Below are 20,510 nucleotides of genomic sequence, written 5' to 3'. Positions count from 1 at the left end.
GTGTGCCGGGGCGATCCCCGCAGGGCGCCGAACGCACCGCCGCCGCGCGTTCCGGCCCCGAGAACCGTTCGGCGCCCGAGGAGACGCCCCGGCGCGCGCCCGGCCCCACCGGAGCCACCCCGCCCCCGGCCGAAGCCGCCGCCGCGCACCGCGCACCCGCCCGGACCGCCACCCCCGCCTCCGCCCCGCCTCCGGCCCCCGCCGCCCACACCGGCGCCCGGCCAGGGCAAAGGCAGGGCCAGGGCCAGGGCCCCCTGCACGGGCTGCGGGTGCTGGACCTCGCCACCCTCTTCGCTGGCCCGCTCGCCGCCACCCTGCTCGGGGACTTCGGCGCCGAGGTGGTCAAGGTCGAGCACCCGGCCGTTCCCGACCCCTCCCGCGGCCACGGCCCCGCCAAGGACGGGATCGGCCTGTGGTGGAAACTGCTCGGCCGGAACAAGCGGACCATCACCCTCGACCTGTCCACGCCCGGCGGCCGGGACACCCTCCTGCGCCTCGCCGCCACCGCCGACGTGATCGTCGAGAACTTCCGCCCCGGCACCCTGGAGCGCTGGGGCCTGGGCTGGCCCGAGCTGTCCGCCGCCAACCCGCGCCTGGTCCTGGCGCGCGTCACGGCCTTCGGCCAGCAGGGTCCGTACGCCCACCGCCCCGGCTTCGGCACCCTCGCCGAGGCCATGAGCGGCTTCGCCGCGGTCACCGGGGAGCCGGACGGCCCGCCGACCCTGCCGCCCTTCGGCCTCGCCGATTCGATCGCCGCGCTGACCTGCGCTTACGCCGTGATGACGGCGCTCGCCGGACGCGACCGCACCGGGCACGGGCAGGTGGTGGACCTGGCCATCGTCGAGCCGATCCTGACCGTGCTCGGCCCGCAGCCGCTCTGGTACGACCAGCTCGGCTACGTCCAGCCGCGTACCGGAAACCGCTCCGCCAACAACGCCCCCCGCAACACCTACCGCAGCGCCGACGGTCGCTGGCTGGCGGTCTCCGCCTCCGCGCAGTCCATCGCCGAACGGGTGATGCGGCTGGTCGGCCGGCCGGAGCTGATCACGGAGCCGTGGTTCGCCACCGGCGCCGGTCGGGCCCGGTACGCCGACGTGCTCGACGAGGCGGTCGGCGGCTGGGTCGCCCGCCACAAGGCGGAGGAGGTCGTCGGCGCCTTCGAGGAGGCCGAGGCGGCCGTGGCGCTGGTCTACGACGTCCGCGACGTGATGGCCGACCCGCAGTTCGCGGCCCTCGACACCGTGACCGAGATCGAGGATCCGGAGTTGGGCCCGCTGCGGATGCAGAACATCCTCTTCCGTCTGTCCGAGACCCCCGGCGGGATCCGCTGGGCGGGCCGCCCGCACGGCGCGGACACGACCGAGGTGCTGACCGAGCTCGGGCTGACCGGGCCGGAGATCGCCGCACTGCGAACCGAGGGGGCACTGTGATCCTGACCTGGCTGTACGCGCCCGGCGACCGCCCCGCGGTCGTCGCCAAGGCACTGGCCTGCGGGGCCGACGCCGTCATCGTCGACCTGGAGGACGCGGTGGCGGCCTCCCGCAAGGAGTACGCCCGCGCCGCCACCGTCGAGTTGCTCGCGGAACGGCCCGCGGTGCCGGTCCACGTACGCGTCAACGCCCTCGACTCCCCGTGGGGCGGCGCCGACCTCACCGCGCTCGCGGGGCTGCGCGGGCTCGCGGGGCTCCGGCTGCCCAAGATCAGCGCCCCGGAGCAGATCGCCCTGGCCGCCGACCGGACCGGCGGGGTGGGCCTGCACGCCCTGCTGGAGTCCGCGCTGGGCGTGGAGCGCGCGTACGAGATCGCCCGCGCGCACCCCGCCCTGCGCGGGCTCTCCCTCGGCGAGGCGGACCTGCGGGCTGACCTGGCGGCCAGCGCGGAGGAGGGCCTGGACTGGTGCCGGTCCCGGGTGGTGGTCGCGGCGCGGGCCGCGGGTCTGGCGCCGCCGGCGCAGTCGGTGTTCCCGGACATCCGGGACCTGGAAGCGCTGGCGGTGTCCTGCGCCCGCGGCCGGTCCCTCGGCTTCCTCGGCCGAGCGGCGATCCACCCGCGCCAGCTCCCGGTGATCGAGCGGGCCTTCCTCCCGGCACCCGAGGAGGTGAGCGCCGCGGTGGAGGTCCTCAGCGCGGCCCGGGCCGCCCCGGGCGCCCTGGCCCTGCCCGACGGCCGCTTCGTGGACCCGGCGGTGGTGGCTTCGGCCCACCGCACCCTCGCACTGGCCGCACGCCTCCCGGTCCACTGACCCCCACCGGGGTCCCGCCCCGCACCCCCACCCCCCGCCCGGGCGGGCCGGACCCGGCCCCGCCGGCGATCGAGGCGCGGCCACCGGGCCGCACCCGGAAACGGGACCCGCACCAGGGCACGGGACCCGCACCGCCCGGGAGACGCGCGAGGGGGGTGCCGCGTCGTGCGCGGCACCCCCCTCGTGACGTTTCGGCGTCAGGCCTTGCCGGCCTCAGGGGCCTCGGCGTCGACGGCCGGCTTGCGCAGGTCGGCCTTGACGGCCCCCTCCCGCACCTCGGCGTCCGCGCTCGGGGCGCCGGTCGGCAGGGCGTCCTTCGGCCCGGCGACGGACGCGGCCTCGGACCCGGCCTCGGACCCGGCCGTGCCGTCCGCCGCGGTCCTGCTTCCGTCCTTGCTGTCGCCCTTGCCGTCGGACGCGTCCTTGGTCCCGGGCTCGTCCTTGCCGTCCGCGCCGGAGGCGTCCGGCTCGACGACCTCCTCGCGCCCCGGCCGCAGCTTCGCGGAGAGCACGAAGTAGACGACGGCGAGCACGAAGACGACGATCGAGGTCCAGACGTTCAGCCGGACGCCCAGGATGTGGTGCGCCTCGTCGACGCGCATGTACTCGATCCAGCCGCGGCCCACGCAGTACGCGGCCACGTACAGGGCGAACGCCCGCCCGTGCCCGAGCTTGAAGCGGCGGTCGGCCCAGATCACCAGGAAGGCGACGCCGATGCACCACAGCGACTCGTACAGGAAGGTCGGGTGGTAGGTCCCGGCGTCGCGGTTCGGGCCGGCGCTGATCTCGACCGCCCACGGCAGGTCGGTGGCCCGGCCGTAGAGCTCCTGGTTGAACCAGTTGCCCCAGCGGCCGCAGGCCTGAGCCAGCGCGATGCCGGGGGCCAGGGCGTCGGCCCAGGCGGGGAGCGGAATGCCGCGCAGCCGGCAGCCGATCCAGGCGCCCACCGCGCCGAGCGCGATCGCGCCCCAGATGCCGAGGCCGCCCTCCCAGATCTTGAAGGCGTCGACCCAGTTGCGGCCCTCGCCGAAGTAGAGCTGGTAGTCGGTGATCACGTGGTAGAGGCGACCGCCGACCAGCCCGAACGGCACCGCCCACACGGCGATGTCCGCGACCGTGCCCGGCTTTCCGCCGCGCGCGATCCAGCGCTTGTTGCCGAGCCAGACGGCGACGAAGACGCCGATGATGATGCAGAACGCGTAGCCGCGGAGCGGGATCGGTCCGAGATGGATCACGCCGGTCGACGGACTGGGGATGTAAGCAATGTCCATGGCAGACCTGACGCTACCCTGCCGGACGGTGCGTACCGCAACCCGCCCGGCAGGGTCGAAACCAAATCCAGACATGGATCGGCGGAAGTCAGTCCCCCGATGAACCGTTCCCGGAACCGTTCCCGGCGCCGTTCCCGGTGCTGGTCCCGTTGCTGCTCCCCGACCTGCCGCCGGAGTCGCTCGCGGTGCCGTTCACGGAACTGCTCGTGCCCTTCGAGGACGTGGACGCCGTCCTCGACGCCGAGGGGGAGGCCTTCGCCCCGCTCTTGCCCGCGTCCTTCTCCGTACCCTTCTCCGTGCTCTTCTCCGCGCCCTTGGCCCCGGCCCCGCCGGAGCCCTTGGCAGCCGCCTCCACCTGCTCCTTCAGCTTCTGCGGGGTCAGCGGGTTGGCCTGGTCGGCGAAGATGTCCTTGCCGTCCAGCAGCACGGTCGGCGTGCCGCGGAAGTTCCCGGCGGCGAAGGCCTCGTGCGACTTGCCCACCCAGCTGTTGTGCGTGCCCTCCTCGACGCACTTGCGGAACTCTGGGGTGTCCAGCCCCTCGACCTTGCCCGCCAGCTCCAGCAGCTTGGCGTTCTTGCCGTAGGCGTCGTCGACCTCCTGCGGCTGGTTCTGGAAGAGGACGTCGTGGTACTCGGCGAACTTGCCCGCGTCCTGCGCACAGGCCGCCGCGTTGGCGCCCTTCAGGGAGCCGCTGCCGCCCATGTTCCCGTCGATGAGCGTGACCAGGTGGTAGTCCACCTTCAGCAGGCCCTTGGCCTCCAGCTCGTGGACGGTGTCCCGGTAGTTGTCCTCGAAGGACTTGCAGGCGGGGCAGCGGAAGTCCTCCCACACGGTGAGGGTGGACTTCGCCTCGGGCTTGCCCGTCTGGATGGCGAGAGCGTCCTTGCCGGTGGCGCCGGAGGGGGCGACCACCGGCCCCGCCGAGTCGGACTTGTCGCCCTTGCCGGCGTTGGCCGCGATCACGCCCACGACCGTCGCCAGGCCCAGGACGCCGACCACCGCCGCCGCCACGATCAGGGTCCGCCGGCGCTTGTCCCGGGTCTTCTGCCGCTCGCGCTCCGCTTGGAGTCGCTCCCGGGCCGATCGTTTCGTCGCATCGCGGTTCGCACCGTCGTTCTTCTCGCTCACGTTCCGCCAAACGAAGCAGGGAGGCACTCGCGTGCCTCCCTGCCGACCATTCCACCCGATCGGACTACAGAACCCGATCGGGTGTCCGGTTTGTCACAGCCCTCGCGGACCGCGACTCAGTCCCCGCGGGCCACGACCCAGTCCCTGCGGACTACGGCTCAGCCCCTGCGGACGCCCCGCGCGAGCTCGCCCGCCAGCGCCCGTACGGCGTCCAGCCCGGCCGGCAGGTCCGGCGCGTCCAGCAGCAGCTTCACGAAGGCCGAACCGACGATCACTCCGTCGGCGAAGCCCGCGACCTCCTTCGCCTGGGCGGCGTTGGAGACGCCGAGGCCCACGCAGACGGGGAAGCTCGGTGGTCGCGCGGGTGCGGCGGACCAGGTCCTGGGCCTGGTTGCCGACCGATTCACGGGTTCCGGTGACGCCCATGAGGGAGGCGGCGTAGACGAAGCCGGAGCCGGCCGCCGTGATGGTGGCCAGACGTGCGTCCTTGCTGCTGGGGGCCACGACGAAGACGGTCGCCAGACCGTGCTTGTCCGCGTGCTCGCGCCACAGCGCGGACTCCTGGACCGGCAGGTCCGGCAGGATGCAGCCGGCCCCGCCCGCGGCCGCCAGCTCGGCCGTGAACCGCTCGACGCCGTAGCGGTCGATGGGGTTCCAGTAGGTCATCACCAGGATCGGCGCGCCGGTCGCCTCGTGGGCCTCACGGACCGTGCGGAACACGTCGGCGATCTTGACCCCGCCGCGCAGGGCGATGTCGTCGGCGGTCTGGATGACCGGCCCGTCGAGGACCGGGTCGCTGTGGGGCAGACCGATCTCCACCACGTCCGCACCACCGGCGACGACGGCCTTGACGGCCTCGATGCCGCCGTCGACGGTCGGGAATCCGGCGGGGAGGTAGGCGACGAGGGCGGCGCGGTCCTCGGACTTCGCCTTGGCGAGGGTGGCGCTCAGCAGCTCGATGTTGCCGCGTCCGTGCGTGGAGCTCACTTGTCGTCCCCCTCGGAGAACTCGTTGTCGGCCACTTCGCCGTCGGTGTCGTACAGGCCGAAGTAGCGGGCGGCGGTGTCCATGTCCTTGTCGCCGCGGCCGGACAGGTTGACGACGACCAGGCCGTCCTCGCCCAGTTCCTTGCCGAGGCCCAGGGCGCCGGCGAGGGCGTGCGCCGACTCGATCGCCGGGATGATGCCCTCGGTGCGCGAGAGCAGGCGCAGGGCCTGCATGGCGGCGTCGTCGGTGACCGCGCGGTACTCGCCGCGGCCGGTGTCCTTGAGGTAGGAGTGCTCCGGGCCGATGCCCGGGTAGTCCAGTCCCGCCGAGATGGAGTACGGCTCGGTGATCTGCCCCTCCTCGTCCTGCAGGACGTAGGAGCGGGAGCCGTGCAGGATGCCGGGCTCGCCCGCGGTCAGCGTCGCCGCGTGCTCGCCGGTCTCGACGCCGTGCCCGGCGGGCTCGAAGCCGACCAGACGGACGCCGGCGTCGGGGATGAAGGCGTGGAACAGGCCGATGGCGTTGGAGCCGCCGCCGACGCAGGCCGCGACGGCGTCGGGCAGCCGGCCGGCGCGCTCCAGGATCTGGCGCCGGGCCTCGACACCGATGACCCGGTGGAAGTCGCGGACCATCGCCGGGAAGGGGTGCGGTCCGGCGACCGTGCCGAACAGGTAGTGGGTGCGGTCCACGTTGGCGACCCAGTCGCGGAACGCCTCGTTGATGGCGTCCTTCAGGGTCCGCGAGCCGGACTTCACCGCGATGACCTCGGCGCCCAGCATGCGCATGCGGGCGACGTTCAGCGCCTGGCGCCGGGTGTCCACCTCGCCCATGTAGATGGTGCATTCGAGGCCGAAGAGGGCGCAGGCGGTGGCGGTGGCCACGCCGTGCTGGCCGGCGCCGGTCTCGGCGATGACGCGGGTCTTGCCCATGCGCTTGGTGAGCAGCGCCTGGCCCAGCACGTTGTTGATCTTGTGCGAGCCGGTGTGGTTGAGGTCCTCGCGTTTGAGGAAGATCCGTGCGCCGCCGGCGTGCTCGGCGAAGCGGGGCACTTCGGTGAGGGCGCTGGGGCGGCCGGTGTAGTTGACCATGAGGTCGTTGAGCTCGGCCGCGAAGGACGGGTCGCCCTTCGCCTTCTCGTACTCGACGGCGACTTCGTCCACGGCGGCGACGAGCGCCTCCGGGATGAACTTGCCGCCGAAGTCGCCGAAGTAACCCTCGGCGTTGGGGACGTGACCCTCCGGGTCCGGGATGAAGAACTCGCTGGACATGATCCAGTGCTCCTACGGGTGCGAGGTGCGGCCGGGTGGTTTCACCGTATGGCGCCGCCCGCCCGTGCCGCGGACACCCCGCTGGGGGATGTCGACGTACGGTGCGGCGGCCCGCTCCCGGAGCCGGTCGGCCCGGGGCAGCGGGCCGTACGGGATCGCTTCGCGGCGCGGTACGACGTTACGTACCGGGCCGCGGCAGCCCTCGTTACGGCGCGTCTCCGCGGCGCCATCGCATGCCGTTGACCTGGCCGGGCTCGGAGCCGATCACGTACCGGACCCGCCGCCCGTGGACGCGCCGGGCCGGGGCGCGGCAGCCGCGGGGGCGGCAGCCGCGCGCCAGGGGCGCGTACGCCGTCGGCACGCGGCGCGTGCGGACGGAGGGGCGGTCGTGGGCCATGGGACGGGTCAGCTCCGTCCGTGGCGCAGGGCGGGGTGGGCCCCGGCGGCGACGAGGTCGGCCACGGCCGCCTTCGGGTCGCGGCCGGTGACCAGGGACTCGCCGACGAGGACGGCGTCGGCGCCCTCGTTCGCGTAGGCGATCAGGTCGTGCGGTCCGCGGATGCCGGACTCGGCGACCTTGACGATGTGGGGCGGGATCTCGCCGACGACGCGCTCGAAGGTGGAGCGGTCGACCTTGAGGTCCTTGAGGTTGCGGGCGTTGACACCGATGATCTTGGCGCCTGCGGCCACCGCGCGCTCCACCTCCTCCTCGTCGTGGACCTCGACGAGCGGGGTGAGGCCGATGGACTCGGCCCGCTCGATGAGGGAGACGAGGGCCTCCTGCTCCAGGGCGGCGACGATCAGCAGCGCGAGGTCGGCGCCGTACGCGCGGGCCTCCCAGAGCTGGTACGCCGTGACGATGAAGTCCTTGCGCAGGATCGGGATGTCTACGCGGGCGCGGACGGCCTCCAGGTCGGCCAGCGAGCCGCCGAACCGGCGCTGCTCGGTGAGGACGGAGATGACCGCCGCACCGCCCGCCTCGTAGTCCGCGGCGAGCCCGGCCGGATCCGCGATCGCGGCCAGCGCGCCCTTGGAGGGGCTGGAGCGCTTGACCTCGCAGATCACCTTGACGCCGTCGCCGCGCAGGGCCGCGACGCCGTCCTTGGCCTGGGGCGCCTTGGCGGCACGCTCCTTGAGCTCGTCGAGGCTCACGCGGGCCTGCCGTTCGGCAAGGTCTTCGCGGACCCCTTCGATGATCTCGTCGAGCACACTCACGCGAGCGGCCCCCTTCCGGGTCGATGACGGTCGGCCGCCCTGCAGACACGTACCACTGCAAGGTCGGCTATCAAATGGTATCCGGCGGAGGCGTCGCCCTCCGCACCCGGTTGACGGCGTCCCAGTAACTGGACATTCGGAATACGCCCTTCATCCGTGCTGGGCACGGGGCTCAGGGCGCCAGCGCCGACCCGAAAGAGAGATTTCGGACAACGGCGAAAACCAGTACCACCGCGCCCACCGCCCACCAGTGGGCGGGACGCAGGACGATCCTCGGGACCGGCCCTCCGCGCACGGCGCGAACCAGCCACAGGGCCATGAACCCCGCGAAGACGAAGTAGCCGGCGACCGCGACCGCATTCGACCCGAAAGCGGCGGCCAGGTCCCCGTGGGCGAACGCGTGCGCGCTGCGCAGCCCGCCGCAGCCCGGGCACAGGATGCCGGTCAGCCGCAGCATCGGGCAGACCGGGTAGTGGCCCGGCTCGTTGGGGTCCACGGTGCCCACGTACGTGAACGCCGCGGCCGCCGCGGCCAGCCAGAGCACCGGGGCGGCGAGCCGGCGCGCCCGGGACGTCCGCTCCGCGGGGACCACGGGTACGGCGTGCCCGGCCGGCGGACCGGGTACGGCGTCGGGGGTGCTGGAGGCGTCCACCTGCTGATTCTCTCCGCTCACGACAAAAGGCGCAGCCCGGCGGGGCCGCGCCTTTCGGCTCTCTTCCAGGACCGGCGCAGGAGGCGCGCTCAGGCCTTGGCGGGGACCTTGTTCGCGGCGATGACCTCGGCGAGGTCCTTGTGGGCGGCCTTCGGCGCGCCCATGCCCGCGGCCTTCATCGCCAGGCCGACGACACCGCCGAGCGCGACGACGACGAGTCCGGCCCAGAAGCCCAGCGGGTTCGCGAGCACCATGAAGGCGCCGGAGATGCAGAAACCGATGAAGGCGATGATGACACCGGTCCAGGCGGCCGGGGTGTGTCCGTGGCTAGTGCCCGCCATGAGTTGCTCCTCGTTGCTCTGTCGCGCTGCTGTGTCGAACGTGCGGTCTGTTGCGAACGCTCGGTGACATTGTCCCGCACCCGGCCGTCCCGCCGTCCAGGGGGGTCGGCTCAGGGGCCGGGTCAGCGGGCCCGGTCGCCGCTCGGGTCCGTGGTCGGGTCCTCGCCGCGGTCCAGAGCCTTCCACAGATCTTCCGGCCGGTCCGGATCCACCGCCGCGGCGGCCCGCCGACGGGGGCTGCCGTCACGCTCGTAGCGGCCACCCATCGAGGGCCAGCCGCGGCCGAAGCGCAGCGCCAGCAGTCCGGCGGCCAGGATCAGGGCGGCGCCGACGGCCGTGACGTACGGCCACGTCGTCTGGGTCAGGCCGGCCACGTGAGCGGCGCTGTCCGCGGTCGTGCGGACGGCCTGCGCGTCCAGGGCGCTGCGCCCGTCGGAGCCGAAGAGGGCCGACAGGGCCGCACCGAGGCCGCTGAGCGCGAGCAGGCCGGACACCAGCAGCCGGCTCTTGCCGCGTACGGCGAAGACGGCGACCAGCGCGGCCAGGCCCACGATGGCCAGGGCCGCCGGGAGGCCGGTGACGGCGCGCCCGTCGGCACTGAGCTGGAGCGAGTCGCTGCCGATGGCGGCGGTGCCCCGGGCCCAGACGCGGCCGGAGGCGAGCAGGACGACGGTGGCGCCGAGCGTGCCGAGCAGCAGCGCGGCGGCCACGCTGCGGCGGCTGCTGCGGCTGTCGGCGGCCTCGGGCTCGGGCTCGGCGGAGGCATCGGATCGGGGCTGGGGTACGGCACTCACGTACCCCACTATCCCCTACGCCCTCAAGAGCCGCTCAGGCGGTTCGCCGCTGCCACCGCGCGCAGCACGGCGGCGGCCTTGTTGCGGCACTCGTTGTCCTCCAGCTCGGGCACCGAGTCGGCGACGACACCGGCGCCCGCCTGCACGTACGCCGTGCCGTCGCGCAGCAGGGCCGTACGGATGGCGATGGCGGTGTCGGAGTCGCCGGCGAAGTCCAGGTACCCGACGCAGCCGCCGTACAGGCCGCGGCGGGAGGGCTCCAGCTCCTCGATGATCTGCATGGCACGCGGCTTGGGCGCTCCGGAGAGCGTGCCGGCCGGGAAGCAGGCGGTGAGGACGTCGAAGGCGGTCCTCCCCTCGGCAACCCGGCCCGTGACGGTGGAGACGATGTGCATGACGTGGGAGTAGCGCTCGATCGACATGAAGTCGACGACTTCCACCGAGCCCGGCTCGCAGACCCGGCCGAGGTCGTTGCGGCCCAGGTCGACGAGCATGAGGTGCTCGGCGCGCTCCTTGGGGTCGGCCAGCAGCTCCTCGGCGAGGTCGTTGTCCTCCTGCGGGGTCGCGCCCCGGTGCCGGGTGCCGGCGATGGGGTGGACCATGGCCCGCCCGTCCTCGACCTTGACCAGGGCCTCGGGGCTGGACCCGACGACGTCGAAGCCGTTCTCGAAGCGGAAGAGGTACATGTAGGGGGACGGGTTGGTGGCGCGCAGCACCCGGTAGACGTCCAGGGCGGAGGCCTCGCAGGAGGTCTCGAACCGCTGCGAGGGCACCACCTGGAAGGCCTCGCCGGCCCGGATGCGCTCCTTGATGTCCTCGACGGCCGCCTGGTACTTCTCGCCGCCCCACAGGGCCGAGAACTCGGGCAGCTCGGAGGCGGGCAGCGGGGCGGGCACGTACGGCGCGGGCCGGGCCAGGTCCGCCTGCATGGCGTCGAGGCGGGCCACGGCGTCCGCGTACGCCTCGTCGACCCCGGAGTCGAGGTCGTTGTGGTTGATGGCGTTGGCGATGAGCTGGACGGTGCCGTCCCAGTGGTCCAGCACCGCCAGGTCGGAGGTGAGCAGCATCGTCAGCTCGGGCAGCTCCAGGTCGTCGCTGCCGTGCTCGCCGATGCGCTCCAGGCGGCGCACGATGTCGTAGCCGAGGTAGCCGACCATGCCGCCGGTGAAGGGCGGCATGCCGCCCGCGAGGTCGCGGGGGGTGTGCAGGGCCTCGACGGTGGCGCGCAGGGCGTCGAGCGGGTCGCCGTCGGTGGGGACGCCGACGGGCGGGGTGCCGATCCAGTGCGCGCTGCCGTCCCGGACGGTCAGCGTCGCGTCGCTGCGGACCCCGACGAAGGAGTACCGGGACCAGGACCGGCCGTTCTCCGCGGACTCCAGGAGGAAGGTGCCGGGGCGTTCGGCGGCCAGCTTGCGGTACAGCCCGACGGGCGTGTCCCCGTCGGCGAGCAGCTTGCGGCTCACGGGGATGACGCGGCGGTCGGCCGCGAGCTTGCGGAACGTCTCGAGATCCATTGAGGGGTGCCCCTACCTAGTCGGCTGCGCGGAGGAGGACGTCTTCGTCGAAGCAGGTGCGGGTTCCGGTGTGGCAGGCGGCTCCGACCTGGTCGACCCGGACGAGCACGGTGTCGGCGTCGCAGTCGAGGGCGACGGACTTGACGTGCTGGAAGTGGCCGGAGGTGTCCCCCTTCACCCAGTACTCCTGGCGGCTGCGGGACCAGTACGTGCAGCGGCCGGTGGTCAGGGTGCGGTGCAGGGCCTCGTCGTCCATCCACCCGAGCATGAGCACCTCTCCGGTGTCGTACTGCTGGGCGATGGCCGGTACCAGTCCGTCGGCGGAGCGCTTGAGGCGCGCGGCGATGGCGGGGTCGAGGTTGCCGGGGCTGGGGGACGTACTCATGGAGCCATTGTGCCGGGCGAGGACGGTCGGAATGATCCATGTCCGTCTGATGGGCGGGCGTCCGGCCCGATCCGGTCGTAGGCTGGCTGGCATGTCTACCCATGCGAAGCGTGAACGCCTGCTGCTGGCGGACCTGTTGGAGGCGGCCGGCCCGGAGGCCCCCACGCTGTGCGACGGCTGGACCTGTCGCGACCTCGCCGCCCACGTGGTCGTCCGGGAACGGCGGCCGGACGCGGCGGGCGGGCTCCTGCTGAACGTCCTGAAGAGCCGGCTGGACAAGGCGATGGAGGAGTACACGGCCAAGCCGTACGAGGAGCTCATCCAGCTCATCCGGACCGGGCCGCCGCGGATGTCGGTGTACGCGCTGAAGCAGATCGACGAGGCGGCGAACGCGGTGGAGTTCTACGTCCACGCGGAGGACGTCCGGCGGGCCCAGCCGGACTGGTCCCCGCGGGAGCTGGACCCGGTGTTCTCGGACTCGCTGTGGTCCCGGCTGGAGAAGCTGGCGCGTCTGACGGGGCGCCGCTCGCCGGTGGGCCTGGTGCTGAGGCGTCCCGACGGGCGGACGGCGGTGGCGCACAAGGGCGCGCCGGTGGTGACGGTGACGGGCGAGCCGGGGGAACTGACGCTGTTCTGCTTCGGGCGCCAGGCGTCCGCCGCGGTGTCGCTGGACGGCGAGAAGGACGCGGTGGCCATGCTCACCGCTGCCGCCCTGGGCATCTGACCCCTCGCCTCCGGCGCGGCCCGCCGTTGTCTCCCGCCTGCGGCCCGTGCCGTTCCCGGCTGCGGGCCGGTGGCCGCGCCTCAATCGCCGGCGGGGCTGGGCGTGGCCGCCTGGGCGGGGCCGGGACAGGGGGGTGGGGGCGCGGGGCCGCCGGGGGGTGTCTCCTCGGCTCGCGCGGGACTGGCTGTCTCGGTTGTACCCGGTGGTGCGCGCTCGTCCTGCGGGGACACCCCCCACCGTCCCCGCACCCCCACCCCGGCGGTCCCGGCCCGCCTGGCACCCGGGGGGCCGTGGGGTGGGGACACTGCGGGGGCTCCCCGCAGGACGAGGCGCGACCACCGGGCACAGCCGGGACATACCCGCACGCGCCGAGCCGAGGAGAGCCCCCGGAGGGGCACCACCCCACCCGAAGCCCAAACCCAGCCCCGCCGGCGATTGAGGCGCGGCCACCGGCCCGCAGCCGGGAAACAACGGCACTGCCCGGCCAGGGCAGCGGCGGCCACCCGCCCGCACCCGGAAACGGCACGGGCGGGGGTCAGCGGATCGGGTGGCCCGCTTCGCGGAGGGCGGACTTCACTTCGGAGATGCGCAGGTCGCCGAAGTGGAAGACCGACGCGGCGAGCACGGCGTCCGCGCCCGCGGCGATGGCCGGGGCGAAGTCCGCCAGGCGGCCCGCGCCGCCGGAGGCGATCACCGGCACCGTGACGTGCTTCCGCACCGCCGCGATCATCTCGACGTCGTAGCCGTCCTTCGTACCGTCGGCGTCCATGGAGTTCAGCAGGATCTCCCCGGCGCCCAGCTCGGCCGCCCGGTGCGCCCACTCCACCGCGTCGATGCCGGTGCCGCGACGGCCGCCGTGCGTGGTGACCTCGAAGGATCCCGACTCCGTGCGGCGGGCGTCGACCGACAGCACGAGGACCTGCCGGCCGAACCGCTCGGCGATCTCCTGGATCAGTTCGGGGCGGGCGATGGCGGCCGTGTTCACGCCCACCTTGTCCGCTCCGGCGCGCAGCAGCTGGTCGACGTCGTCGGCCGTGCGGACGCCGCCGCCCACGGTCAGCGGGATGAAGACCTGCTCGGCGGTGCGGCGCACCACGTCGTAGGTGGTCTCGCGGTTCCCGGAGGACGCGGTGATGTCGAGGAAGGTCAGCTCGTCGGCGCCTTCGGCGTCGTACAGCTTGGCCATCTCCACCGGGTCGCCCGCGTCGCGCAGGTTCTGGAAGTTGACGCCCTTGACGACCCGGCCGTTGTCCACGTCCAGGCAGGGGATCACGCGTACGGCGAGGCTCATGCGGGCACCGCCCCGTACGCCTCGACCTCCACCTCGACAACCATCGAGGGGTCGACGAAGCCGGAGACGATGAGCATGGTCGCGGCGGGGCGGACGGCGTCGAAGAGCTCCTTGTGGGCGCGGCCCACCTCGTCCACGTCGCGGGCGTGCGTCAGGTACATGCGGGTGCGGACGACGTCCTCGGGGCCGAGGCCGGCCTGGGCGAGGGCCTTGAAGGCGACACCGAAGGCGGCGACGGTCTGGTCGTACGGGCCGCCCGCGTCGGCGGCGGTGCAGCCGGAGACGAGCACGAGCCCGTTGGGGAGCTGCACGGCTCGGGAGTACGCGATGACGTCCTCGTAGGGGCCGCCGGAGGAGATGCGGCGTACGGCGTCGGAGCTCATGCGGAGACCACCTTCAGGGCTTCTTCCAGGGTGAAGGCCTTGGCGTACAGGGCCTTGCCGACGATCGCGCCCTCGACGCCCAGCGGGACCAGCTCGGACAGGGCCCGCAGGTCGTCCAGGGAGGAGACGCCGCCGGAGGCGACGACGGGCCGGTCGGTGGCGGCGCAGACGTTGCGGAGCAGCTCCAGGTTGGGGCCGGTGAGCGTGCCGTCCTTGCCGATGTCGGTGACGACGTAGCGGGCGCAGCCCTCGGAGTCGAGGCGGGCGAGGGTCTCGTAGAGGTCGCCGCCCTCGCTGGTCCAGCCGCGGCCCTTGAGGGTGGTGCCGCGCACGTCGAGGCCGATGGCGATCCGGTCGCCGTGCTCGGCGATGGCCCTGGCGGCCCATTCGGGGGTCTCCAGGGCCGCGGTGCCGAGGTTGACGCGGGTGCAGCCGGTGGCGAGGGCCGCGGCGAGCGAGGCGTCGTCGCGGATGCCGCCGGACAGTTCGACCTTGATGTCCATGGCGCGGGTGATCTCGGCGACCAGGGCGCGGTTGTCGCCGGTGCCGAAGGCGGCGTCGAGGTCGACGAGGTGGAGCCATTCGGCGCCGGCGGCCTGCCAGGCGAGGGCCGCCTCCAGCGGGGAGCCGTAGGAGGTCTCGCTGCCGGAGACGCCGTGGACGAGGCGGACGGCCTGGCCGTCGCGCACGTCGACCGCGGGGAGGAGTTCGAGCGTGGGTGCGGTCATCAGAGGGTCTCGATCCAGTTGGTGAGGAGCTGGGCGCCGGCGTCGCCGGACTTCTCGGGGTGGAACTGGGTGGCCCACAGGGCCCCGTTCTCCACCGCCGCGACGAAGCGTTCGCCGTGGGTGGCCCAGGTGACCTTGGGGGCGCGGATCAGCGGGTTGGTGACTTCCAGGGTCCAGTCGTGGGCCGCGTAGGAGTGCACGAAGTAGAAGCGGGCGTCGGCGTCCAGTCCGGCGAAGGCCTGGCTGTCGGCGGGGGCGTCGACGGTGTTCCAGCCCATGTGGGGGACGACAGGGGCCTTGAGCGGGCCGACCGTGCCGGGCCACTCGTCGAGGCCTTCGGTCTCCACGCCGTGCTCGATGCCGCGTTCGAAGAGGATCTGCATGCCGACGCAGATGCCCATGACGGGGCGGCCGCCGGAGAGCCGCCGGCCGATGATCCAGTCGCCGCGGACGTCCTTGAGGCCCTGCATGCAGGCGGAGAAGGCGCCGACGCCGGGGACGAGGAGTCCGTCGGCGTCCATGGCCTTGTCGTAGTCGCGGGTGATCTCGACGTCCGCGCCGACGCGGGCGAGGGCGCGTTCGGCGGAGCGGATGTTGCCGAAGCCGTAGTCGAGGACGACGACCTTCTTGGTGGGGCGTGCTGTGCTCATTCCCAGATTCCTTGGATCCGCAGGACTCCGGCCGCCAGGCACATCGCGGAGGCGATGGCGAGCAGGACCACGACCGATTTGGGCATCTGCTGCTTCTGGAAGGAGTAGACGCCCCCGGCCAGGAACAGGCCGAGGACGATCAGGATGGTGTTCAGCCCGTTCACTGCTAGAGGGCGCCCTTCGTGGAGGGCAGGATGCCGGCGGCGCGCGGGTCGAACTCGGCGGCGTAGCGCAGCGCGCGGGCGAGGGCCTTGAACTGGCACTCGACGATGTGGTGGGCGTTGCGGCCGTACGGGACGTGGATGTGCAGGGCGATCTGGGCCTGTGCGACGAAGGACTCGAAGATGTGCCGGGTCATCGTCGTGTCGTAGGAGCCGATCATCGGCGCCATGTTCTCGGGCTCGGTGTGCACGAGGTAGGGGCGGCCGGAGAGGTCGACGGTCACCTGGGCGAGGGACTCGTCGAGCGGCACGGTGCAGTTGCCGAAGCGGTAGATGCCGACCTTGTCGCCGAGGGCCTGCCGGAAGGCGGCGCCGAGCGCGAGGGCGGTGTCCTCGATGGTGTGGTGGGAGTCGATGTGCAGGTCGCCGTCGGTCTTGACGGTGAGGTCGAAGAGGCCGTGGCGGCCGAGCTGGTCGAGCATGTGGTCGTAGAAGCCCACGCCCGTCGAGACGTCGACCTTGCCGGTTCCGTCGAGGTTTATCTCGACGACGACGGAGGTCTCCTTGGTGGTCCGTTCGACCCGTCCGATGCGGCTCATGCGTGCTGCTCCTTCTTCAGTGCGCGAACCGCTTCCAGGAACGCGTCGTTCTCTGCCGGGGTGCCGGCGGTGACCCGCAGCCGGCCGGGTACGCCGTTGTCCCGGACCAGGACCCCGTGGTCGAGGATCTTCTGCCAGGCGGTGTGCGAGTCCTCGAACGTCCCGAACTGGATGAAGTTCGCGTCGGACTCGGTGACCTCGTAGCCGATGGCGCGCAGTTCGGTGACGAGGCGGTCCCGCTCGGCCTTGAGCTGCTCGACGTAGCCGAGCAGGGTGTCGGTGTGCTCCAGGGCGGCGAGTGCCGTGGCCTGGGTGACGGCGGACAGGTGGTACGGCAGGCGCACCAGCTGGACGGCGTCGACGACGGCGGGGTGTGCGGCCAGGTAGCCCAGGCGCAGGCCGGCGGCGCCGAAGGCCTTGGACATGGTCCGGGAGATCACCATGTTGGGGCGGCCCTCGATGAGGGGCAGCAGCGAGTCCCGGTGGCTGAACTCCACGTAGGCCTCGTCGACGATGACGAGGGAGGGCTTGGCCGCCTGGGCCGCCTCGTAGAGGGCCAGGACGGTCTCCGCGTCGACCGCGGTGCCCGTGGGGTTGTTGGGCGAGGTGATGAAGACGACGTCGGGGGCGTGCTCGGCGATGGCCCGCTCGGCCGCCTCGGTGTCGATGGTGAAGTCCTCCCGGCGCGGGCCGGAGATCCAGCCCGTGCCGGTGCCGCGGGAGATCAGGGCGTGCATGGAGTACGAGGGCTCGAAGCCGATCGCGGTGCGGCCGGGCCCGCCGAAGGTCTGCAGCAGCTGCTGGATGACCTCGTTGGAGCCGTTGGCGGCCCATACGTTCTCCCGCGCGACCGGGTGCTTGCCGGTACGGGTGAGGTAGGCGGCCAGCTCGGTGCGCAATTCGACCGCGTCCCGGTCGGGGTAGCGGTTGAGGGTGCGGGCGGCTTCGGCGACGCGCTCGGCGATGCGCGCGACGAGTTCCGCGGGCAGCTCGTAGGGGTTCTCGTTGGTGTTGAGCTGGACGGGCACGTCGAGCTGCGGGGCGCCGTACGGGCTCTTGCCGCGCAGTTCGTCGCGGACGGGGAGGTCGTCGATGCCGACCCGGTCGTACGAGGTCACTGGCCGGGCACCTTCCATCCGAAGCGGGCCTTGAGGGCGGCGCCGTGGGCGGGCAGGTCCTCGGCCTCGGCGAGGGTCACCACGTGGTGGGTGACCTCGGCGAGGGCGTCGCGGGTGTAGTCGACGATGTGGATGCCCCGCAGGAAGGACTGCACGGACAGGCCGGAGGAGTGGCAGGCGCAGCCGCCGGTGGGCAGCACGTGGTTGGAGCCGGCGCAGTAGTCGCCGAGGGAGACCGGGGCCCACGGGCCGACGAAGATCGCGCCGGCGTTGCGGACGCGGGCGGCCCAGGCGGCGGCGTCGGCGGTCTGGATCTCCAGGTGTTCGGCGCCGTAGGCGTCGACGACCTTGAGGCCGTCCTCCAGGCTGTCGACCAGCACGATCGCGGACTGCTTGCCGGCGAGGGCGGGCTTGATCCGGTCCTCGACGTGCTTGGTCGCGGCGACCTGCGGCTCCAGCTCCTTCTCGACGGCCTCCGCGAGCTCGGCGGAGTCCGTGACCAGGACGGCCGCGGCCAGCGGGTCGTGCTCGGCCTGGCTGATCAGGTCGGCGGCGACGTGCACCGGGTCGGCCGTGGAGTCCGCGAGGACGGCGATCTCGGTCGGGCCGGCCTCGGTGTCGATGCCGATCCGGCCGGTGAAGTACCGCTTGGCCGCGGCGACCCAGACGTTGCCGGGGCCGGTGACCATGTTGGCGGGACGGCAGCCGTCGGGTCCGGAGGTCCCGTACGCGAACATCGCGACGGCCTGGGCGCCGCCGACCGCGTACACCTCGTCCACGCCGAGCAGCGCGCACGCCGCGAGGATGGTGGGGTGCGGCAGGCCGCCGTGCTCCTTCTGCGGCGGGGACGCGAGCGCGACGGACTCGACGCCCGCCTCCTGGGCCGGAACGACGTTCATGACGACGGAGGACGGGTACACCGAGCGGCCGCCCGGGGCGTACAGGCCCACGCGCTCCACCGGAACCCACTTCTCGGTCACGGTGCCGCCGGGGACCACCTGGGTGGTGTGTTCGGTGCGGCGCTGTGCGCGGTGCACGGTCCGGGCGCGCCGGATCGACTCCTCCAGGGCTGCGCGGACGGCCGGGTCGAGCTCGTCGAGGGCGGCCTTGAGCGCCTCGGCCGGCACCCTGACCTGCTCCAGCGTCACCCCGTCGAACTTCTGCGCGTAGTCGATCAGCGCCGCCGTGCCACGATGATGGACGTCCTCGCAGATGGGCCGCACCTTCTCCAGGGCGGCTTCCACGTCGAACTCGGCACGGGGCAGCAGGTCGCGCAGGGCGCCGCCCTCGGGGAGGGCGTCACCGCGCAGGTCGATACGAGAGATCACCTCCCAATTCTCTCAGACCGCCTCGTGCCACCGTTCGCCCGTATCACTGGCTGATACACGCCCCGGACGTCACAGGTGCCCGTTAGCGTTCGATCACACGTACCTGACGGCGGAGGGGGACCGCGGTGACCGAGGTGGGCCCGGAGGGGTATCCGGCGGATCTCAGCGCCTCCGAGCTCCGCATGTGGGACGCCTACCGCACGGGCAACGTCTGCGACCTCAGTGCCCGCGCCGCCGACGTGGACGATCCGCACGGGGACCACCCGTGGGGGGCGGGGCGCAGCGTCCGGGCCGGGGTGGTGGCGCTGCTGCTGCTCCACGGGCCGCCGCCGGTGCCCGGCCGGGTGGCCTCGCTGAAGCTGCGCGGGGTACGGATCACCGGGCGGCTGGACCTGTCCGGTGGGACCGTCGCTCCGTACGTGGAGCTGCAGTCCTGCCGCTTCGACAGCGAGATCCAGCTGTCGGAGGCCCGCTTCGGCACGTTGCGCCTGGTCAACTGCGCCGTCCCGCGGCTGGAGGCGGCCCGGCTGCACACCGAGGGCGATCTGCACCTGCCGCGCTGCCGGGTGGCGCGCGGGATCCGGCTGACCGACGCGCAGATCGGCACCGATCTGCTGGTCAGCCAGGCCGTGGTGCAGCGGGACAACAAGGGGCGGGCGATCGCCGCCGACGGAATGTCGGTCGCGCAGGACTTCCAGGCCGAGCTGCTGGAGACGTACGGCGAGGTGAGCCTGCGCGGCGCGAAGGTCGGCGTGTCGATGAACCTGCGCGGGGCCCGGCTGCGCAATCCGGCCGGGCGGCACGCGCTGAACGCGCCGCAGCTGACCGTGGAGCGGACCCTGTACCTGACCTCGATCGCCATGGACTACGGCCACGGCGGGTCGGGCTCCTCCACTCCCCCGTACGGGCTGGGCCGGACGCCGACGCGGGGGCAGCGGGCGCAGCCGTTCGAGTGCCGGGGCGGGCTGCGACTGGACGACGGCCGGTTCGGGGACGCCATCGACTTCTACGGCGCCCGCTTCGAGCTCACGGACGAGCAGGAGATATCCCTGCGGCGGATCCAGACCCCGGAGTTCCGTTTCGTCGGGGAAGGGCCGGAGCGCGGCCGGGTGGTGGTGTCCGGGGCCAAGGTGGTCAAGCTCGTCGACACCTCCACGAGCTGGCCGGGCACGGGCCGGGTGTCCATCGAGGGTTTCGAGTACGAGGACCTCGCGCCGCGCGGCCACTTCCCCCTCTCCCGCCGGCTGGCCTGGCTCGCGGCGGCCACCCCGGAGTACTCGCCGGGACCGTACGAGCGGCTGGCGGCCGTGCTGCGGGCCTGCGGCGAGGACGCGGAGGCCCGGGAGGTGCTGCTGGCCAAGCAGCGGCGGCGCCGGGCCACGCTGCCGCCGGGGCCGAAGGCGTGGGGGTACCTGCAGGACTGGACGGTGGTCTACGGGTACCGGCCGGGCCGGGCGGCGCTGTGGATGGCGGTGCTGTGGGCGGCGGGGGCGCTGCTGTTCTCGCAGCTCGACCCGCCCGCGATCAAGCAGGACGAGCATCCGGAGTGGAGTGCCCCGCTGTACGCCCTGGACCTGCTGCTCCCGGTGATCGACCTCGGCCAGCAGGGGCAGTGGAAACTGGCGGGCGGCTGGCAGTGGGGGGCGGCGGGCCTGGTCGTCATGGGCTGGATCCTGGCCACGACGGTGGCGGCGGGGGCTTCCCGGCTGCTGCGGCGGGGGTGACGGGGC

21 protein-coding genes and 2 pseudogenes are annotated in these 20,510 nt (G+C 73.1%); 4 read left to right on the top strand and 19 right to left on the bottom strand.

The features are described from left to right. Nucleotides 1-254: 254 nt before the first annotated feature. Both AC2RP6_RS28475 and AC2RP6_RS28470 read left to right on the top strand, forming a co-directional pair. Complete coding sequence (locus AC2RP6_RS28475) at nt 255-1,430, top strand: CaiB/BaiF CoA transferase family protein (protein WP_486450477.1); 1,176 nt, start codon at nt 255-257, stop codon at nt 1,428-1,430. Continuing rightward, nucleotides 1,427-2,242 carry an HpcH/HpaI aldolase/citrate lyase family protein gene (locus tag AC2RP6_RS28470; RefSeq protein ID WP_486448760.1) on the top strand — a complete coding sequence of 272 codons (816 nt, stop codon included), beginning with the start codon at nt 1,427-1,429 and terminating at the stop codon, nt 2,240-2,242. The genes AC2RP6_RS28475 and AC2RP6_RS28470 overlap by 4 nt, the downstream gene beginning before the upstream one ends. Before the next feature lie 197 nt (nt 2,243-2,439). Here the strand turns inward: AC2RP6_RS28470 and lgt are convergent, their stop codons facing one another. From lgt to hisI, 11 genes and pseudogenes are all read right to left on the bottom strand, one after another. Beyond that, nucleotides 2,440-3,513 (bottom strand): prolipoprotein diacylglyceryl transferase, encoded by a 1,074-nt coding sequence (gene lgt, locus AC2RP6_RS28465; protein WP_486448759.1) that lies wholly within the window; start codon nt 3,511-3,513, stop codon nt 2,440-2,442. A gap of 334 nt (nt 3,514-3,847) precedes the next feature. Then, nucleotides 3,848-4,642 (bottom strand): annotated as a pseudogene (locus tag AC2RP6_RS28460) (DsbA family protein); the annotation flags it as partial. Nucleotides 4,643-4,800: 158 nt separating this feature from the next. Beyond that, nucleotides 4,801-5,629, bottom strand: a pseudogene (gene trpA / locus AC2RP6_RS28455) (tryptophan synthase subunit alpha). Then, nucleotides 5,626-6,897, bottom strand: a complete 1,272-nt coding sequence (trpB, locus tag AC2RP6_RS28450; RefSeq protein ID WP_486448758.1) for a tryptophan synthase subunit beta — start codon at nt 6,895-6,897, stop codon at nt 5,626-5,628. Before trpB ends, trpA begins: the two are co-directional and overlap by 4 nt. 205 nt (nt 6,898-7,102) lie before the next feature. Beyond that, on the bottom strand, nt 7,103-7,294 hold the full coding sequence (gene trpM / locus AC2RP6_RS28445) for a tryptophan biosynthesis modulator TrpM (protein ID WP_045324077.1): 192 nt from the start codon (nt 7,292-7,294) through the stop codon (nt 7,103-7,105). A gap of 8 nt (nt 7,295-7,302) precedes the next feature. Then, the gene (gene trpC, locus AC2RP6_RS28440; RefSeq protein ID WP_030032547.1) at nt 7,303-8,112 is read right to left on the bottom strand and encodes an indole-3-glycerol phosphate synthase TrpC; all 810 of its coding nucleotides are present in this window, start codon (nt 8,110-8,112) and stop codon (nt 7,303-7,305) included. A gap of 172 nt (nt 8,113-8,284) precedes the next feature. Next, a complete protein-coding gene (locus tag AC2RP6_RS28435; RefSeq protein ID WP_486448757.1) occupies nt 8,285-8,785 on the bottom strand; it encodes a DUF2752 domain-containing protein in 501 nt (166 codons plus the stop codon). A gap of 68 nt (nt 8,786-8,853) precedes the next feature. Next, entirely contained in the window at nt 8,854-9,105 is a 252-nt protein-coding gene (locus tag AC2RP6_RS28430) for an HGxxPAAW family protein (protein WP_030662148.1), read from the bottom strand. 122 nt (nt 9,106-9,227) lie between these two features. Then, entirely contained in the window at nt 9,228-9,908 is a 681-nt protein-coding gene (locus AC2RP6_RS28425) for a TIGR02234 family membrane protein (RefSeq protein WP_486448756.1), read from the bottom strand. A 14-nt stretch (nt 9,909-9,922) separates the two neighbouring features. Next, the gene (locus AC2RP6_RS28420) at nt 9,923-11,413 is read right to left on the bottom strand and encodes an anthranilate synthase component I (RefSeq protein WP_486448755.1); all 1,491 of its coding nucleotides are present in this window, start codon (nt 11,411-11,413) and stop codon (nt 9,923-9,925) included. A 16-nt stretch (nt 11,414-11,429) separates the two neighbouring features. After that, nucleotides 11,430-11,798 carry a phosphoribosyl-AMP cyclohydrolase gene (gene hisI / locus AC2RP6_RS28415; RefSeq protein WP_486448754.1) on the bottom strand — a complete coding sequence of 123 codons (369 nt, stop codon included), beginning with the start codon at nt 11,796-11,798 and terminating at the stop codon, nt 11,430-11,432. Nucleotides 11,799-11,889: 91 nt separating this feature from the next. Here hisI and AC2RP6_RS28410 point away from each other — a divergent pair, with 91 nt between their 5' ends. Further along, nucleotides 11,890-12,522 (top strand): TIGR03085 family metal-binding protein, encoded by a 633-nt coding sequence (locus AC2RP6_RS28410; protein ID WP_486448753.1) that lies wholly within the window; start codon nt 11,890-11,892, stop codon nt 12,520-12,522. Nucleotides 12,523-13,057: 535 nt separating this feature from the next. Here the strand turns inward: AC2RP6_RS28410 and hisF are convergent. Genes hisF through hisD form a run of 8 tightly spaced genes read right to left on the bottom strand, consistent with a single transcriptional unit; the run spans nt 13,058 to nt 18,780 of the window. Continuing rightward, nucleotides 13,058-13,813 (bottom strand): imidazole glycerol phosphate synthase subunit HisF, encoded by a 756-nt coding sequence (gene hisF, locus AC2RP6_RS28405; RefSeq protein WP_486448752.1) that lies wholly within the window; start codon nt 13,811-13,813, stop codon nt 13,058-13,060. Further along, nucleotides 13,810-14,196, bottom strand: a complete 387-nt coding sequence (locus AC2RP6_RS28400) for a RidA family protein (RefSeq protein ID WP_030665595.1) — start codon at nt 14,194-14,196, stop codon at nt 13,810-13,812. Before AC2RP6_RS28400 ends, hisF begins: the two co-directional genes overlap by 4 nt. After that, nucleotides 14,193-14,924: a bifunctional 1-(5-phosphoribosyl)-5-((5-phosphoribosylamino)methylideneamino)imidazole-4-carboxamide isomerase/phosphoribosylanthranilate isomerase PriA gene (priA, locus tag AC2RP6_RS28395; protein WP_486448751.1), complete on the bottom strand. Its 732-nt coding sequence runs from the start codon at nt 14,922-14,924 to the stop codon at nt 14,193-14,195. The genes AC2RP6_RS28400 and priA overlap by 4 nt, the downstream gene beginning before the upstream one ends. Further along, nucleotides 14,924-15,574, bottom strand: coding sequence for an imidazole glycerol phosphate synthase subunit HisH (gene hisH / locus AC2RP6_RS28390; RefSeq protein ID WP_486448750.1), 651 nt, complete (start codon nt 15,572-15,574; stop codon nt 14,924-14,926). The genes priA and hisH overlap by 1 nt, the downstream gene beginning before the upstream one ends. Beyond that, entirely contained in the window at nt 15,571-15,738 is a 168-nt protein-coding gene (locus tag AC2RP6_RS28385) for a hypothetical protein (RefSeq protein ID WP_030028108.1), read from the bottom strand. Before AC2RP6_RS28385 ends, hisH begins: the two co-directional genes overlap by 4 nt. A gap of 2 nt (nt 15,739-15,740) precedes the next feature. Next, a complete protein-coding gene (gene hisB / locus AC2RP6_RS28380; RefSeq protein ID WP_486448749.1) occupies nt 15,741-16,334 on the bottom strand; it encodes an imidazoleglycerol-phosphate dehydratase HisB in 594 nt (197 codons plus the stop codon). Next, entirely contained in the window at nt 16,331-17,452 is a 1,122-nt protein-coding gene (locus AC2RP6_RS28375; protein WP_486448748.1) for a histidinol-phosphate transaminase, read from the bottom strand. Before AC2RP6_RS28375 ends, hisB begins: the two co-directional genes overlap by 4 nt. Continuing rightward, on the bottom strand, nt 17,449-18,780 hold the full coding sequence (hisD, locus tag AC2RP6_RS28370) for a histidinol dehydrogenase (RefSeq protein WP_486448747.1): 1,332 nt from the start codon (nt 18,778-18,780) through the stop codon (nt 17,449-17,451). The genes AC2RP6_RS28375 and hisD overlap by 4 nt, the downstream gene beginning before the upstream one ends. A gap of 125 nt (nt 18,781-18,905) precedes the next feature. Here hisD and AC2RP6_RS28365 point away from each other — a divergent pair, with 125 nt between their 5' ends. Continuing rightward, entirely contained in the window at nt 18,906-20,504 is a 1,599-nt protein-coding gene (locus tag AC2RP6_RS28365; RefSeq protein WP_486448746.1) for an oxidoreductase, read from the top strand. Nucleotides 20,505-20,510 lie beyond the last annotated feature (6 nt).

It is taken from the genome of Streptomyces sp. WAC03905, assembly GCF_057371075.1.
Note: the sequence above shows the minus strand (reverse complement) of the source record. Positions and strands in the feature narration are given on the sequence as shown.